The organism is Candidatus Hepatobacter penaei (assembly GCF_000742475.1).
Lineage (GTDB): Bacteria > Pseudomonadota > Alphaproteobacteria > Holosporales > Hepatobacteraceae > Hepatobacter > Hepatobacter penaei.
In genome coordinates, this window is sequence record NZ_JQAJ01000002.1 from 334,690 (window position 1) to 352,333 (window position 17,644).

Below are 17,644 nucleotides of genomic sequence, written 5' to 3' on the forward strand. Positions count from 1 at the left end.
TAATGCACATCAAGAGGAGTGTTTGTGACCCAAGCACACCGATGTCTCTGGGGCGTTATACTAATTTCTTCTTCCATGATCCTGAATAATAGCGAAGAAAGAGCCCGGTCAGATTCACAAGACCATAAAGCGGTGATAAATAAAACCACACAGAAGAAGGTGTGCTGGGAAAGTAGGTCAGCCAAATCATGCCCGGTATCGCAACACACACCCATGAAGCTGTGGCGTTCATGATCATGACAAAACGGGTGTCACCTCCTGAGGTTAAGACACCTGTGGTGCACCATGCCATGCTGTCGAGCAAAAAGAAAAAACCAATGCCATAAGTGGCCCACGCAATAGAGACCATTAGCTCTGAAGGAAGGTTGTGGCCAAAAAACAGGGGTGTTAACATGTGTATAAAGGCGCCCACAGCCACAACCATAGGTCCTCCTATAGATGTGATCAGAATAGCGCATGAGCGGAGCGTCTTATGCAAAAGAGCAAGGTTGCCTTTGGACCCCAGCAAATTACTGGCAATGGCAATGACGCCACGCTCGAGCCCCTGCGTGAAGGCGCCAAAAAACACAAATAAAAAGCTGATCCAACTGCGGACAGTGAGGTAATCTTTCCCCTTTTGCGAAAGGAAGAAAATAAGAATAGACCATCCCCCCATTTCCACAAGATAATTGATGGCGTTGGGGGTGCCTATAGAGAAACATTTTTTCATATGCACAAAATCCCACGTAGGTTTGTGGGTGTGAAAGGTCGCGCGGTTTTGAGGGGAAAGAAAAGCAGCAAACAGAAAGAGGAATTGAAATACACCCGCAAGCACCGTGGCTATGGCTGCACCTTGCGCGCCAAAAGAGGGAATCCACCCCGCAAGGCCAAAGACCAAGGTATAAGAGAACAGGCAGTTCAAAACACTGGCAAAAAAGGAGGCCAAAAACACCGCCCGTGTTTTTCCTTGAGCCACGAAGAAAGAAGAAACAGCCGTGATGATGGGCAGCAGAAACGCAAAAGACATCATCCAACGAAAATAGGGCAATCCTTCTTTGAGGAGATCTTGAGGAATCAGCGTTTCTCCTAATGTGAACCCTAGAATAACAAACACAATGCCCGCAAAAAGGGAGAGCCAAATCATTTGCCAAATGGCAATAGGCATTTTTTTATAGTCACGGGCGCCAAAATATTGCCCCGCAAACACTTCAGCGATGGTAGTCAGACCCACAAGGGAAAACTGAAAGGTGAAGCAAAAAATGTCCACAGAAGAGGCTGCGTTGAGGGCATCGAGAGAATAGTGCGCAAGAACAAGTCGATTAAACCCAAAGATCAGTTCAAAAGAAAAAGCACTCATCATGAGTGGAAAGACCAGCGCCGCTGTTTCTAGAAAGCTTCCCGGAGAAAAACGTGTCAGTCGTTTAGGCTGCATAAAAAGAGCTTAGTATGGGGATCCAGCTAACACTGATTAAATACTTATATGCCCCGCATGTAAACACGTGCGTTTTTTTGTTCGTGATCAACACGTTGATTTATAAAAGTATTCTGAGATTTAGGTTCATTTTTTGAAAAAATAAAGAAAAGGGATAAGCGCTCAAAGAAATAGACTACCAAAAAAAGCGGTTTGCCGTATATTTTTTTTTTGGTAGGATAGCAGACTTAACTGTTAGGTGACCTTCCTTTATGATTGCGCTGCTTTGTCTTTTTTTTCCCATGACGTTAGAAGCTTATCTCGACCCTGGATCAGGAGGGGCGTTGCTTCAGATCCTTTTTGGTGGGATTGTGGGGACATTGGCTGTGGTGAAGATTTATTGGCACAGTCTCAAAAGTTTTTTCTGTCGCTTGGTGGGTAAAAAACCTAAAGTATGAGTGTGGCCCTTTCTTTTCATCCCTCGTCTTTTAGAGACCCTGAGGGTCGCTTGTTTATAGATGGCCAGAACGTTAAAAGAAAGGTCTTTTCTGCGCATGCGGCTGAACGGATGCAGCGCTTAGTGGGTAGTCCGTTTTTTCAAAAGGCTTGTGAGGGTCTGGTGATTCCTACGCACATGCACGAGGATGTTCTTGTGCACGAAAAAGTGCCTGTGGCCTCCTATCCTTATGAGTGGTCTTTCTCTATGCTTAAAGAGGCAGCGTTAGGCCAGCTTCGTTTTCTTCGCCTATGTTTGGAAAATGGATTTATTCTCAAAGATGGCTCAGCCTTTAACACGTTGTACCACAAAGGGCAGATGTGCTTTGTGGACATTCTGTCTGTGGATGACTATCGAGAAGGTCAGATTTATGAGGGATATGGTCAGTTTTGTCGTCATTTTCTTTTTCCTCTTTTTCTTGAAGCCAAGGTGGGTGTTTCTTTTCAATCTTTTTGGCGTGGCACACTGGATGGGGTGTCTCTTGACGATATCTCTGCATGTATTGGTTCTAGACAGCCTCTCTCATTAGATCTGTTGAAGCATGTGCGTTTACAAAAGTGGCTATCGGGCATGGCAAGTAAAGCGTCAAACAAGAAGCGTTCTTATGCGATGCCCCTACCTTCCCTGTGTCGTTTTGTAGATGGCCTCATGAAAACAGTGATGTCTCTACACCCTCAAAAGAGGAGCTCTATGTGGTCTGATTATGCCACATGCAACACGTATGAAGAAGCTGACCAAAAGGTCAAAGAAGGTTTTCTTATCAAGCACGCTCCCCCTATCCAAAACAAATGTGTGGTGGACCTTGGTTGCAACACGGGCCATTATACATGTCTTCTGGCACCTTTTGCCAAACGCATCATTGCTGTGGATTATGATGCGTGTTCCATTGATCGTCTGTATAGGCGCGTGCAACAAGATGAAAGGCTGAGCAGTAACGTTTTGCCTATGGTCGGGCATTTAATGAACCCCTCACCGATGATGGGTTGGACATTGCGCGAACGGGAAAATCAACTTGACAGGCTCACATCCGATGCTTTTTTAGCCTTAGCCCTTGTACATCACCTGGCCATTACAGAAAATGTGCCTCTTGAGATGTTTGTGGCATTTCTGCGTAGCGTGGCGCCTATGGGGTGTGTGGAGTGGGTGTCTAAAGAAGATCCGATGGTGAAAACACTGCTTCGTAATCGCCGTGATATTTTTGATCATTACACATGGGATCATTTTCGAGCTTGCTTGCAGACACACTTTGTGATCAAGGATGAAGCGACCCTCAACCAAGGGACGCGACGCCTTGTGTGGGTTGAAGCCAAACCATGACGCCTTCTTATCAAAATCTGTGGCACAGGGTGACGTCAAGGGTGTCTTGGCAACATTTCTGGATGGGGCTTTGGCTGGCTTCATGGCCGGTGGCCGTTTTTTTGTCAGCCAATGTGGGACGGTTATTTTCTTTTGGTGATCTCTTTTTATTTTATAGTCTCATCGCCGCTTTATGTTGCTTAGGCCTCTTTGTTGTAGGGGCGCGCGAGCGCATAGCTCTTTGGGGGATGGTGGGGTTTGTCTTGTTTTTTTCTTTTAGAGATATATGTGACTTTCCGGATCATCACTGGCCTTCTCTTATGCTTTATCTGGAAACAGTCCATCTCAAAATGGTCTATGTCTATCTCTTCTTTTGTGCGGTGATTTTGGCGTTTGTGTGGCACTTTTTAAGGTATACGGGCTTTCAGCGCTTTTTGCGCTATAGCTTGGTGTCCCTTCCTTTTTTACCTTGGGCTGAAACCCTTTGGCATGCGTGGCCGTCACGAGAGGGGCGGCCGCTGCTAGACTCCATGCCCGATATTGTTTTCAAGAAAAAACCAAATGTCTATTTTTTGATGATTGACGGCTATCCACGGGAAGACACGCTTCGCCACGTGCTTGGCGGCGCTCAGGGCCTGGGGACAACACTGAAACGCTATGGGTTTTTTGTGGCGTCTCAATCAACGTCTAACTATCACTTCACAGCAGCCTCTTTGAGCTCAGAGCTTATGATGTCGTATCATCACTCAGAAAAGAAGTTTTTTGATGATCATCTTTTTTTCTTGTATCCCATCGTTGGTGACAATCGGGTTGTTCACGTGTTTAAAAACCATGGCTATGACTTTGTGTTTGCACCTTCAGGTGTTCTTGGGGAGATGGCGTGCTGGGGAAAGGAAGATGTCTGCCTCACCAAAAATAGTGCAAGTGAAATGAAGCATTGTTTGATAGGGCTCACACCTTTGGCCTGTGTGCCCATGAAACACGTGTATTCAGAGCCATCCCGTGTTGAGGTTTTTTTGAAAAAACGTCTTCGCGCGTCTGGGCCACAAAAACCCTTTTTTATACTGGCTCATTTTATGCAAGTGCATGATAATACTGTGACCCAAGACGGCGTCTCTCTCGTGAAACCTGATCATGTTGTGGTGGACAAGCCCTCCATAGATCGTGCGCACCGTGCGTGTCAACAGTTTGATCAAAAGATTGAACAGCTTGTGAGAACCATTCAGAAGGATGATCCTGAAGCGTTAATTGTGATCAATAGCGATCATGGGCTGCTCATGAAACTTGATGCCGCTATGTCAAGGAAAGAGCGTAGGCATTTCTGGATGATGTCGCGTACACAGTATGGAGCGGATGACCTAAGACAGCGTATGAATAATTTGATTGCCGTTTACATTCCAGCCTTCAGGTCGGCGCCTGGGCGATATCACCGGTATTTTTATGATGATATGACGCCGGTTAACATATGGCGATGCATTTTTTCCTATCTTTCAGGTGGTAAGGTGCCTCTTTTGAAGGATCGGAACTTTCTGGCGCTTTTTGACGAAAGCAGGAGAAAGTATTATATTAGGGAGGAAGTCACGCACGTTGTAAAGCCTCAGCCTTAAGGGTTGTTGGCTTGTTAGCGCCTATGAAAGACCAGGAAAACCCATCTCTCGTCACCATCGGGTTATTGACCTATAATAATGAAGATACGCTGGTGCGCGCCCTGGAAAGCTTGGTGCATCAAGATTATACCGCTAAAGAGCTTGTGATCATAGATGATGTCTCCACAGATCGCACCTATGACATCTGTCAATCCTATGCTCAGCAGTATGGGTTTATCCGCCTTTTTCGTAACGAAAAAAATGTGGGGTGCTTTCAAAATCTTGAGCACTTATTGCAGAAAGTTAAGGGCGACTTTTTTCTGTGGGCCTGCCCCGATGATGCGTATGATCTAGACTTCTTGAGTGCGTGCGTGGGCGCTATGCATAAGGACGTGATCATGGCCACATCAGCTGTGAAGGTTCTTTACGATGATGACCGTGTGATAACCTGTTCCTATCATGAACTTACAAAAAGCAATTCCTTTTGGCGTATGGCTAAGATGATTGTGAAAACACAAGATAGTAATGGTGAGCGTGTTTATTATAACTCTATCTTACACACTCTTATGCGCACGGAGTTTCTTGACAAGATCTATAATGTCCATCAGCTTTTTTGCTGTGAAGAGCTTTGGGTTATTAACGCCTTAATATGGGGGCGTGTTGCGTATGTGGATCATGTTTTAGTTAAGAAATACGAATCTACGGTTTCTTATGAGATTCGTAATCCTCATTATCACAAAGCTGTGAGCAACCCTTTTGCGAGGTTGTTTCATGCCACGGCCTATCTGTTTGTTTTTCTTTGGAAATCCATGCCGCTCCAAAAAAAGTGGCGTTATGTGCAGGCGTTTTATCTGGTGATTGCATACAGATTGCCTCATCTTGCGCTTTTGGCTATCAAAGGAAGACTCCTTCATTTGGATGCATTACTTTTTTCTTCTTGGGGTCATAAAATGTATCAGAAAATGGGTTGGTCGCGTCATGCTAAGAAAAACGTGTAGGGTGTGTGCTAAGGCGTTGTCGCCTTTTATGTCTTTTGGCAAGATGCCGTTGGCCAATGCTTTTACCAAGCCTGAGCATCTGAAGGATGAGTATTTTTTTGAACTCGCGCCTGGTTTTTGCACATCTTGTTTCACGTTTCAGTTGATGGAGCAACCGGATCCTTCTCACATGTTTCATGACCACTATGCGTTTTTCTCAGGCACCTCTCAGCATATGGCGCGGCATTTTGAGGCCATGGCCAATGATTTGCGCACGTTTTTAACGGATCAACAAGATCCCCTTGTGGTGGAGTTGGGCAGTAATGATGGCATTATGTTGCAGCATTTTGCACGCCTCGGGGTTCGTCACGTGGGCGTAGAGCCTTCTGAGAATGTGGTGCAGGTGGCCCGAGATAAAGGCATTCAGACGGTGTGTGCTTTTTTTAACCCTCAAACAGCTGAAGACATCCGGAAACAACATGGACCTGCGCAAGTTATTTCTGCAGCTAACGTGATGTGTCATATTCCTAATATGCAAGGTGTAGCCAAGGCGGTGGATCATCTGCTGGCAAAAGAAGGGGTGTTTGTGTTTGAAGATCCCTACCTAGGTTCTATGATTGAAAAAACATCTTATGACCAGTTGTATGATGCGCACGTATATATCTTTAGTGTCCATGCTGTGCATCACATTTTTGCATCTGTGGGGCTCACGCTTTTTCATGTGGAGCCGCAACCCACCCATGGTGGCAGTATGCGTTACTATCTATGCAGAACCGGTCAGCACCCACGTCGCGAAACGGTAGATCACTATCTTCATCGTGAAAAAGAGCAGGGACTTACATCCCTAGCAACCTTTCGTCAGTTTCGTCAAGCGTGTGAACAGAACCGTGCCGATTTCCGAGCGATGCTCCAGGCGTTTCAATCTCAAGGCAAGCGGGTGGTTGGCTATGCAGCTGCAGCCAAGAGCACGACAGTTCTTAATTATTGCGATATTGGCCCTGACTTGATTGAATACATTGCCGACACAACACCCATCAAACAGGGAACTGTGACACCAGGCATGCATATTCCTGTGCGCAGTTTTGAGGGTTTTTATGACAATCCACCTGATGTGGCTGTGCTTTTTGCCTGGAATCATGCAAAAGAAATTTTTGCAAAAGAAAAACATTTTTTAGAAAGGGGAGGGCAATGGTTGCTATTCAGACCCCATGTGCACAAACTGACGGCGTAGAGGCCGATCCTATTTATTGTGCCTACCCCTTGGGCACCTATCAAAAGTATGAAAAGGCCATAGAGAAAGCCATAAAAGATGTATGCGCATCGGGAACGTATGTCTTGGGGCAACAGGTATTGGCCTTTGAAAAGCGTTGGCCTCTTATCATAGGGTGCGGCATGCTGTGGGTGTGGCCAGTGGTACGGATGCCTTGATTTTAGCCCTCAACGCCTTGGGGATTGGTGAAGGAGATGAGGTGATTACCGTGAGTCACACGGCTCTTGCGACCGTGGCCGCCGTGTTGGCTGTGGGAGCTGTGCCTGTGTGTGTGGACATTGAACCAGATTTTTATACACTGGACCCCCATCATATTGAAGCGGTCCTGTCCTCTAAGACAAAGGCGATCATGCCCGTTCATCTTTATGGGCAGCCCTGTGATATGGAGGCCATTTGCTTTCTGGCCAAAAAGCATGGCCTTAAGGTTATTGAAGATTGTGCACAAGCTGTGGGCGCCACCTATGAAGGCAAGAAAATAGGTACATGGGGAGACGTGGCTTGTATGAGCTTTTATCCCACCAAGAATTTGGGGGCCTTGGGTGATGGGGGGGCTGTGCTCACGCAAGATGATGTGATCGCGGATAGAATAAAACGGGCACGCCAATATGGATGGAACCAAGAACGTATGGGCCAGGAGCCGGGTCGTGTATCTCGTTTAGATGAAATGCAAGCTGCTATTTTAAGTGTGAAGCTTCATCATTTTGAGGAAGATCAGGCTGAACGTCGGGCGTTAGCCTCGTCTTACCATGAAGCATTGCAAGCGTCTTGTTTAAGATTGCCTGTTGTAAGGGAAGGCGGGTTACATGCGTGGCACCTTTATGTGGTGCAAGCCTCGAATCGTGATGCGTTGCGTCAGACATGGTCTCAACAAGGGGTCCATGCTGGTGTTCATTACGCATTGCCCGCGCATCACCATCCCGGATACAAGCAAAAGATTCGTCTTGCTCAAGAGGCACTTGTGCATACGGATAAGGCGGCTTCACGTGTACTTAGCCTGCCCCTCTATACAGGGTTATCAGATAAAGATCTGGCGCGTGTGTTGACGGTTGTTTCACAGTGAATCTTGCGTATGATGAATATAGAAAATCTCTAATGCCCCCTGTTTTCCTATGTTTATAAAAAAAGAAAGCCAAGGGTGTCCCCTCACAAGCGTGTGGGAAGGCGTGTTTGCTTCGTTTGAAGAGGCTGGTGGCGATAAAGATGCGTTTGAGTCAGAGATATGGCTTACCAAACAGAAGAAAAAAATCCTTGATGCTTATGCTGCTTACAAAAATGGCACGGGTTTTTTCCCTACAACCATTTCTAAAGAAAGCCCTCTGGCTCTCTTAATATCGTGCTTGCTTACCAAAAGATCTGACGCCAAAAAAGTGTTGATTTTCGATGTGGGGGGCAGCATGGGTGGACATTATCTTGAGCTTTTGGCCAAGGTGCCCTGTGCGGAAAAAGAGGTTCTTTACCATATTGTGGAGGGCGCTGCCACACTTAGGCATGTGCCTCATGACGTTCGGGCTATGCCCTCTCTTTCTTTTTCAGAAAAGGTGGGTGATGTGGCGAGCTGTGACGTTTTACATATAGGAAGCACACTACAGTATATCGAAGATTGGTCTTCCTTTTTGAAGCGTCTTTTGCAAACATCTCCTACCTATTGCGTGTTTTCTGACCTTATGGTGGGAGAGGGGCCGTCTTTTGTGAGTCATCAGCTTTTTTATGACAAAAAAATTCCAGTTCAGTTTTTATGTTTTCAGGATGTTCATTCTTTCATGAATGATGCGGGTTATGAGCTAACGTATCAGTCGTTTTTTCAGGCTGATGTCTTTGGGTCTTCTATACTGCCTATGAAACACCTCCCTCAAGACAAACAAATTCCTTTTGCAAAGAATCTTATTTTTGCCAAAAAGTAATGGATTGCGATTTTTTTGCGCCTATGGTCTTTAGTAACTTAAGACAGTGCGAGTCTGTGGGAAGCATGCTTTGTTGAGCGTGCGTGATGTTTCTTGGATTACTTTTTCACAGAAAACAAGAGACGGTGCATCTCTTGGTGTGTATGCATCGCCTGATGTACCGTTTTCTATAGCCAGGGTTTTTGTTATTTCAGCTGACAAAGCGTGTGAAAGAGGATGCCATGCTCATAAAGTGTGCACGCAGCTTCTTGTGTGTCTTAAAGGTCGTTGTTGTGTGGCTGTTGATGATGGGCACGTGCGTCAGAAATATATTCTTGATTCTTTAGGACGGGGGCTTTTATTACCGCCTACAATATGGGCTGAACAATCTTATGAAAAAGACAGCGTTCTTATGGTGCTGGCTGACTATCCTTATGATGAGTCAGACTATATAAGAGAATATAGGGACTACCTCTCTTTTCGTCAGGGTGTATCATCACATGGATAAGATAGCGGCCTCTCATTTTTTGTTGATGGCCTTGTGTGTACTACGTAATCCTCTATGGATACAAAGCGAGGCGTGTGGTTTTTGATGGCCTTTCGTTTTCTTGTGACCGGTGCTTTGGGCCACATTGGTTCATCATTGATCCGGTATCTCCCCGAATGCTTTCCCTCTTCTGAGATTGTTATGTTAGATGACCTTTCTACACAGCGTTATGCCAGCCTTTTTCACCTTCCTCAAAAGGGCTGTTACCGCTTCATAGAAGCGCGTGTCCAAGATGCGTCGCTAAAAGATATCATCAAAAATGTGGATGTTGTGTTTCATCTAGCCGCTCTCACAGATGCTGCTGGAACAGCAGGTGAACCAGATCGCGTGTGGCATAACAACATGGGGGCCACAAAAGCGTTGATCAATGCATGTCTTGCGTGGGACAAGGTGATGATTTTTCCCTCATCTACAAGTGTTTATGGATCACAAAGTCAGAAGGTGGATGAAACATGTAATGATCTTGTGCCGCAAAGCCCCTATGCGCAGTGTAAAATTGAAGAAGAAGGCATGATGCACAAGGCTTTTGCGCAAGGGTTAAAAGGCACCATTTGCCGCCTGGGAACCATTTATGGGTTTTCCCCGGGTATGAGATTTCATACAGCTGTCAATAAGTTTTGCTGGCAAGCCGTGATGGGACAAGAGATCACAGTGTGGAAAACAGCTTTCGATCAAAGACGCCCTTATTTAGATGTCCAAGATGCGGTAAAAGGCTTGTGCCATATTGTGCAGCACACCTTGTTTGATGGGATGATTTACAACCTTGTAACCCATAATCACACAGTACGCGATGTGTTTGAAACGATCAGGCAGCACGTACCTTCTTTGAAGGTTGCGTTCGTCACTAATCGTATTATGAATCAATTATCTTACGATGTATCTCATGCCCGTTTTCAAGAAACGGGATTTACCTTTTCAGGTAACCTTAATCAGGGCATTCAAGACACCATTCACGCGCTTATCAACGCCAATCGTTTCATTGCTTAGGGTTTTTCATTTTTGGAAGCATGGGCTTCCTTTTTATGTTAACCTTTGCAGCGCTTATAATGATAATATGGTGGGGGTGTTTGGGTGTGTTGGCTTTCGCGTGTGCGTGTTGAGTGTGGTGTTGTTTTTGCCATCACACTTGTTACCTTTTCGCTGGGGGTTAGTCTACCGCCTTCCCAAGAATTACAAGATCCTCAGCTTTCATTTTTACAAAGAGCCCAGTGTGCGTTACGGACGCATAATGAGACGATTGCCCAAACGGCAGGGGTGGCTGGCCGTTCTTTGATCAGCCGCGTTGCTTTTCCCTCCTTATCTCACGCTGATTGGGTTCACAGCTGTGCGACAAGCGTGATGCATACGATGTTGGCATCGACAACTGAAACGTCAGATCTGTTACGTTGGGGGTCTTATGGTGCCTATCTATCCATGGCCGCACATCCCATGGCAGCATCATGTTCTGAAGGGTATGCAGCCTTTGCGTCCACATCTTGTGTGGTGGGGTTATCTTATGGCATGCCGCTTGTGCTCAAAACCTTAGCCACCAAGATCGTTTCACAGTGGACCTTTTCTGGGGTGTCTTCTCATCTTGCAAGGCCTTGGATACAAGCCACGCTTCATGCCGCCACAGGGCTAAGCCCCACGTGCGCTATCGACCCAGAGGGCATACGTGTGCACTTTCCTTTCACCCGCGATCATGCTTTTTTGTCGGCTGATTTTTATGCGTGGCAGGCCGCAGATGGGCTCACGTTTTTTGTACGCCATGGGTCTGCGTGTTCCCTTTTGGATCACCCAGCAGGGTCAAGTGAGTTACGCTTTCCCACACAACATCCATGGGGTTCTTGTCAGCTAGATGGTGCACGCACGATTGTTTTTGTGTCTAATGCCCGCGGAACACATGTGGCGTGGGGCGCCTCACATAATGCTACCCATGACGCTGATCGCAACACCTTCACGGTTTATTGGGAAGGGGCGCCTCAGGTACACACATTTGCGAATGCCAGAGAGGTTCGCGGGGTCAAGAACATGCTTCAGTTTTCTGATATATACAGCGTTTCTTCTGGCGCAGACAATGATGTGAATGTCGCCCTTCACGATTTGGCTTCACATCAAGGATTTGCCCTGGAAACACTTAATGAGGTTAATCGTTATGCCATGCATGTTATGGATCATCTGTCACCTCGCCTCTTTGTGGGTGCCACGGACACGGTGCGTCCTGTGCCTGATTGCCCCCCCCCACGACACATCCGAATTATCAGCCCTTTTGCCCTCCTCCCCTGATGCGTGGGTGGCCTATTTAAACTCGCATGTTCAAAAATATGTGCACGAAACGGCCTATAGCACAGCGCCTGGGACTGTGTCTGTTTTGTTTTATGATCTGGCGCTTCAAACGGGAGGGCATGCCTATGTATATGTGCATCGCGATGAATCTTTGGGTTTTGAGGCGCCCATTTTTGTGTATATTCCGCCACCAGGAAGCACGGATGCCATCGTTATGCTCAAGCTCGACAATATGAAACAAAAAGGGAAAAAGCCCGTTACCAAATCTGCCCTCAAAGAAGCGTTTATTGAAAGGTGGGGCCAGCGCGGCTCCCGTGAAAGGGCTTTTGTGGACGAAAAAATGAAAGAGCGTCCTCACCCTATACGCGCCTTTAACATACGGTCATGGACAACCAATGCTGTGATTGAAGAATTTCAAGAATGGTGTGCCCACCATGAAAACCGTCACTATGCCTTTGATGAAATGGCTTTTGGCCAGGCATGGGATGATATCGGAAGGCAGATGAGCGCTCGCCCAGATTTGAGAGAAAAAAACATTGTGCGCATTTCTATGGACGCGGCATTCGCGGAAAAAAAGCCCTTTTCTCTTCGCTATCGTGAGAATGACAGTATGTTTGGACGAGGACGCATCAAAAGGCCAGCCAGAACAAGGGAAGGGTTGGCCGAACCCGAGATTTCTCGGGTCAAGAAAGTGCTTTATGCGCCATCAGCGCAATGGGATAATGGGCTTTTTCATAGAGAAGCGCGAGACATCGCCGGCCTTTTTGGGGAAGATTTTGTTCCTGCATTAGACAGCGTGAAGACAATGGTGCAACAGGTGACGCAGGATGTGCTTTCTGTTTATGGGTCACGTCTTGTGGACGAATATTTCTACAAAAGCATCATGACCACCAAAATGTTAGATCACAAACGCGAAAATCATTTTTTTCCTGTTGTGGAAATGCAATCAGGTTCAGGGCGTATTGATCTGACGCTCATTCCTCAAAGAGGGGAGGAAAGGGCCGTGCTTTTTGAGCTAAAGGAAGAGCGAGGATCCCTTGCCCATGGTGTGAGACATGCCATGGATCAGATTAAATCTATAGATTACGGCGTGGCCTTTGATCGGTTTTCAGGGGTGAAGGAAATCAAGCGTGTGGGGATCGCTTTTCAAGGGCACCAACTAGCGGCTGATTTTGATGATTATGTTGTGCCGCGTTTGCACTTAGAAAACACGCCCAGCCTAGCGCACAGCCTTCTTTATGATGACACATCTTTTAACTATAACCTCGACCTTCTTAGCCAAAAGTACATAAGCTATCACGATGGCAATAACCGTAACCATGATTTTTCCCATCCCTTATCTCAGGCCTGATTTTTGAGGCACAAAAGGTGGGTGTTCATTCTGTGTGGGCACCTTCTGCCAACACGAGAAAAGACGGTTTTGTGGCGATCCTCAAAAACAATCCTGGTGAAGTCAACAGGCCTCATGAAGCTGTTGTGCTTAGGTGGTCAAAAGAAGAGGGGCTACCCCATTTTCATGAAAAATATCAAGACGCCATTCGCTTTATTAAGCAAACCCATCCGTCCTTGAAGGATGTAAAACAACTAAACATGAACATTCGAGAAGGAAAAATTCACACACAACCTGCTATGTATGAGCGCGTGGATGATGTTTTGCGTTTGGCGGGTGATCGGCCTATGTCTCATCCTGTGCACACATGCACGTTGACCTCTCATGATCCAGGTGCACCGTCTTTTGGTCATATGATCACGCATTTGGATGACGAGACGCAACAGTCTCACATGAGAGCCTATTTAGAGGCCCTGTCTTCCTTTGCACACGAAATCTTCCCTTCAGGTTGGCAGCACAATGAAGATGAGTTGCAAGGCTATTTGGTGGGATCTTTGTTTAATTATGCCCGTGATATTGAAATTTTAGCTGTCAACGAAAGTGGCGGAACGGGGAGGGGAAGGCCTGACCTCGTGATCAGAAAAGATAAGAAACTGACGGTTATTGAGAACAAGCGCACACATGAAAATGCAGAGCAAGCCCAAGCAGCTCTCAACGGTGCTGTGGATCAGATCGTAGAAAATGAATATGCCAACAGTTTTTATGACTTTGATGATCTTGTGTCTGTGGGGATGGTGATGGATGTGAACAACAATGGTCTTTCTTTTTTTCTTTTGCATGATGAAAGGTCGTATATGATCACGAACTCTCCTGCCCATGAGGTGAGAGATAGTTTGGCTTATGCCGGTCAAAGCACACCCGATCGAAGGGGTCATTCAAATAAACTTGCCTCTCACATTGCCACACCTCCGCCAGCAAGCAGTCGCAAACGTCCCCACGAAAGAACGGGGGCTTCTTTTCTTGATTCACCGCCGCACCGCTTAGGTCAAGAAGAGGATGAGAGAGCCAATGTTATGGGGGTATGCACGAAAAGAAGGCGGCGTGTGAGAAACGTTGAAGGGGCATGCTATGCCATGCATGACGAGGAAAAGCAGTCTATGCTGCATGAGCTTGAAGAATATCACAGGCTTCACATGCATGAATCACGCACACCGATGGGGGAAGCGATTCATCAGGCAGACACACTGACAATGGTGGTGTGGCCGTTGGTGAAGGATATGGTGCATGGAAACTGGCAAGGGGTGACGCAAACATCGGCGCTTTTTATATCGATGCCTTTGCTGAGCCATGGCCTCGAAAAAACGGTGTTACGTGTGGCTGAAGGTGTAGAGCGTCAAAACCTCAAAAACACACTGAAAACACTAGCGCATGTGGTGGGGCGATCGGTGGGCAGTTTTTTTGATATCTTCAGCTTGTCTCAAAGTGTGCAAGCACTGGGTATCGCTCACACCCCTTATGAAAAAAAGGAAGCGATCTTAGGCATCACCACAGATGCAGGGTTTGTGGCCCTTGATGGCGTAGAAATGGCCTCACTTATTCTTGGTTGTGCTGCAGAGCTTGAGGGGCCCTTTATCGTTGCTAATCTGGCGATTGCCTTGGCATCGCAGTTGGCCGAGGCGGGACTTCAATTGAATGATCTGAAATCAAAAATAGATATGACGGGTCTTGAGAAGGTGAATAATTTTTTCCGCTTCTTTGCAGGTTACGATGCCTCATCTTATCTTTTGGATGATATTGACGTTAAAAATGTGTATAAAAAACGTCTTGAGGCCTTGGCAAAAGCCTTTTTGACCTCAGGTGAGTATGACATTTTGGTCACCACCCTTGATGATGTGAAACGTATCACCCAAAAAACAGTCCCTGAAGAAACCTATGCTGATAGGCGGGCAGATGATTATGTGAGAGGGCAGTCGTGGTGTATATTTTGCCCAGAGCATCACGATGAACCGCGCGTGCATCCTCATTGTTATGAAGAAGAACATACGGTCAATATCACAGATCTTTTGCGCCCTGAATATCCCGCGCAGATTGTCTTAGAAAACAATTTTGCGGCGATCTCTTCCTTCACGCCACCGTCCAGGGTGATGGCCGCGCCTCAAGGCACACAGGTTTTGTGCATGCCCAGCGCACAAGATGTGCACACATCTGCGCCCCATGAAATAACGCATGCTTATCATGCGTGTCATGTGTCTCATGCCCATTGTGTGTGTACGCCCGGGGATTATGAAATGTATGCACAAAGAATGCATTGGCCTTCTTCCCAGATCCATGGCAAAAACTTTTGCGAAAATGCTGTGGCATTGCGTAATTCAACTCATCTTTCTGATGACATGATCTATAACCTTGAGCATGACGTGTTCCCGGAAAATCATAGCGCGACGATTTTTTTAGCGCCATCACATCATGCGCCCACGCCTCGGTATACGTTGACGTTAGGAGCCAAAAATAATGTTGTCGTGGCGTCACAGCCGTTGGAGCATATGGATTTTCACATTGAAGGACGGGGTATGCATAATACGCTTAAATTTGTAGGCAACCTGCCGCCCCACACCTTGGATCGTGGATCCCATGTGTTTACCAACGTATCTGCTCTTGTGGGGTCTGAGGCGGCGCAAAATGTGACCATGCCTGACGGTGTTTATATGGTGGACGGCCAAGGCGGGCAGGATGTGGTGCGGACCCCTCAAACACATGCCAGCTTTGTGGTTGTCTATCCCAACACAACGGTTCATGCCTTGCATGATGTCACGTTTATCCCTACGCCTGGCACTGAAGGTAAGGTGCACATTCACCTTTCTTCCCCAGAGAGCGGTCAGCACCATCATTGTGTGCAGCTTCATCATCTGAACATGCTGTCAAAGATTGACAAAGATTCGTCCGGGAATGTGCATCTTCACCTAGGGGATATGGCGCAAAAGTTGGCGCTTGTATTTTATGGTTTTGATCGTCACAAGCATACCCTCAATTTTGTATTTGAGCCTCCGCTAGAAGGACATATCACCCATGGGCATGTCAGTTTTTATGAGCATATAGACGCAAAAAAGCCCTCGCCCCAAACGCACATTCAATTGTGGGGTGGGCTCAATACGTTTATAGATTTATCTTCTGATGTGCAACATCGCCTCGCATCGCTGTCTGTGAATGGCTCTTATGTCACAACGCGCCTCACCAGCCAGGATGGTGCACACATAGGGGTGGTGGACGCAAAAGGGGACAGTTTTCATATCACACAGAACAACCATGCCTCTGTAAGAGCTTTTTCTCTTGTTGCAGGCCCTGGGCATCATCATTTTTTCTTTCAGGAATGGATACCTATGGTTGACATTAGCCACGCACTGACCACTCCCTTAGAAGAAGGCCTTTTTGATGTGATCGATGTTTCGGATCACCTTGAGTTGATGGAGGGAGGCGTGATTGCAAACAAGACCTACATCATCACGCGAGATCAAAAGACGCAAGAGCAAGGATTTATAGGGCTGAATGTACACCCCGCCATGCTGAAGATTCATCAGCATCATAAAGACTATGGGTTGTTTGGTCCTCCTTCTAATATGACGCTTTTGCCATGCCATGATCTGGTTTTTCACACACATAAAGTGGTGGTGAAGCCCACAGACAGGTGGCATCATCATGACCGCATCCGTATCAACAGTGATGATTTTGCGGTGGTGGGTGCACAAGATGATGTGATTTTACATGCGCCACAACGCCAAAGTGCCTTTATCCTCAAAGGCTTTCATAGAAAGTTGGCGCGCCATCACCAGATCATGATCGATACACCTTCTGGTCAAAAAAATCTTATGGCCGCTATGCACACATCTGCCAGTATCGATGATTATATGGACGAAGCGCGTGATGCGATCTTGGCTCCTTACCCTTTTTACCGTGTGTTACAAAAGCGTCATACGCTTGTAGATCTAAGATCGATGTCGCCGCACAACACGTTGGTGTTGGATCGTGATACACAGGTCTCTCATCTTTTTGCTAAGCAAGGCGGACTGGTTCTTGGGGTGAAGGGTCGAGACAATGACCTTTTTTATGTGGGGTTACGTGCGTGGGATCAGGTGATGCCAGAAGTGCGTCCTCGGATCATGAGCGGCTCGGGTGTGTGGGACCTGCAAAACCACAGTGCCTCAGCGCTGGAAGCCATGACGTCCTTGCCTTCCCCATCATGTTCACGCACGCACAATCGTGTGGCGGGCGATCAACAAAGCCTCGTCTTTTCTGAGCAAGATCAGCTTTCTGTGAACACAGAAGTCACGTCTTCAGGGTTCGATGTGGTCAAGCAATCGTGGACCTTTGCCAACCAAACTCTTCAGCGGTGTGAAGAGCGCCACCATTTTTTCAACCCAGATGAGGTGCTTATTTTGTTTTATCAGCGTCAGCTTAGGCATGTGAGCGCATATCCTCATGGTGAGCGTTTTCTTTATGTACCGTCTCATCAAACATCTCCTTTACGGGTTCAGCGGGTGGGGAACCGTGTGGTGGTGACACCGATTCTTGTGTCCGAAGCGAGGCTTTTTATGAGTGAATAAGAGCAGGGACGA

13 protein-coding genes are annotated in these 17,644 nt (G+C 46.8%); 12 read left to right on the forward strand and 1 reads right to left on the reverse strand.

The window, feature by feature from the left end; all coding sequences use genetic code 11:
* Positions 1-55: 55 nt before the first annotated feature.
* The gene (locus tag IG82_RS0103850) at positions 56-1,411 is read right to left on the reverse strand and encodes an MATE family efflux transporter (RefSeq protein WP_031934277.1); all 1,356 of its coding nucleotides are present in this window, start codon (positions 1,409-1,411) and stop codon (positions 56-58) included.
* 251 nt (positions 1,412-1,662) lie between these two features.
* Between IG82_RS0103850 and IG82_RS0103860 the strand changes: the two genes are divergently transcribed.
* The 12 genes from IG82_RS0103860 to IG82_RS0103915 all read left to right on the forward strand — a co-directional run bounded on the left by IG82_RS0103860 (position 1,663) and on the right by IG82_RS0103915 (position 17,632).
* Entirely contained in the window at positions 1,663-1,848 is a 186-nt protein-coding gene (locus IG82_RS0103860) for a hypothetical protein (RefSeq protein ID WP_031934278.1), read from the forward strand.
* The gene (locus IG82_RS0103865) at positions 1,845-3,203 is read left to right on the forward strand and encodes a class I SAM-dependent methyltransferase (RefSeq protein WP_031934279.1); all 1,359 of its coding nucleotides are present in this window, start codon (positions 1,845-1,847) and stop codon (positions 3,201-3,203) included. The genes IG82_RS0103860 and IG82_RS0103865 overlap by 4 nt, the downstream gene beginning before the upstream one ends.
* Positions 3,200-4,789 (forward strand): sulfatase-like hydrolase/transferase, encoded by a 1,590-nt coding sequence (locus tag IG82_RS0103870; RefSeq protein ID WP_031934280.1) that lies wholly within the window; start codon positions 3,200-3,202, stop codon positions 4,787-4,789. Before IG82_RS0103865 ends, IG82_RS0103870 begins: the two co-directional genes overlap by 4 nt.
* 11 nt (positions 4,790-4,800) lie before the next feature.
* Positions 4,801-5,766: a glycosyltransferase family 2 protein gene (locus tag IG82_RS06950; RefSeq protein ID WP_156095356.1), complete on the forward strand. Its 966-nt coding sequence runs from the start codon at positions 4,801-4,803 to the stop codon at positions 5,764-5,766.
* Between the two features lie 28 nt (positions 5,767-5,794).
* Positions 5,795-6,976: a class I SAM-dependent methyltransferase gene (locus IG82_RS0103880; RefSeq protein ID WP_052545685.1), complete on the forward strand. Its 1,182-nt coding sequence runs from the start codon at positions 5,795-5,797 to the stop codon at positions 6,974-6,976.
* A gap of 136 nt (positions 6,977-7,112) precedes the next feature.
* Positions 7,113-8,075 (forward strand): DegT/DnrJ/EryC1/StrS family aminotransferase, encoded by a 963-nt coding sequence (locus tag IG82_RS06650; RefSeq protein ID WP_082192053.1) that lies wholly within the window; start codon positions 7,113-7,115, stop codon positions 8,073-8,075.
* A gap of 49 nt (positions 8,076-8,124) precedes the next feature.
* Entirely contained in the window at positions 8,125-8,916 is a 792-nt protein-coding gene (locus IG82_RS0103890) for a methyltransferase, TIGR04325 family (protein ID WP_031934283.1), read from the forward strand.
* A gap of 79 nt (positions 8,917-8,995) precedes the next feature.
* A complete protein-coding gene (locus IG82_RS0103895) occupies positions 8,996-9,403 on the forward strand; it encodes a sugar 3,4-ketoisomerase (RefSeq protein ID WP_172642882.1) in 408 nt (135 codons plus the stop codon).
* A 54-nt stretch (positions 9,404-9,457) separates the two neighbouring features.
* A complete protein-coding gene (locus IG82_RS0103900) occupies positions 9,458-10,429 on the forward strand; it encodes an NAD-dependent epimerase/dehydratase family protein (RefSeq protein ID WP_216476141.1) in 972 nt (323 codons plus the stop codon).
* An 84-nt stretch (positions 10,430-10,513) separates the two neighbouring features.
* Positions 10,514-11,707, forward strand: coding sequence for a hypothetical protein (locus IG82_RS07200; RefSeq protein ID WP_031934286.1), 1,194 nt, complete (start codon positions 10,514-10,516; stop codon positions 11,705-11,707).
* Between the two features lie 76 nt (positions 11,708-11,783).
* Positions 11,784-13,058 carry a PD-(D/E)XK nuclease domain-containing protein gene (locus IG82_RS0103910; RefSeq protein ID WP_172642883.1) on the forward strand — a complete coding sequence of 425 codons (1,275 nt, stop codon included), beginning with the start codon at positions 11,784-11,786 and terminating at the stop codon, positions 13,056-13,058.
* A 32-nt stretch (positions 13,059-13,090) separates the two neighbouring features.
* Entirely contained in the window at positions 13,091-17,632 is a 4,542-nt protein-coding gene (locus IG82_RS0103915; protein WP_156095357.1) for a hypothetical protein, read from the forward strand.
* The last annotated feature ends 12 nt before the right edge of the window (positions 17,633-17,644 follow it).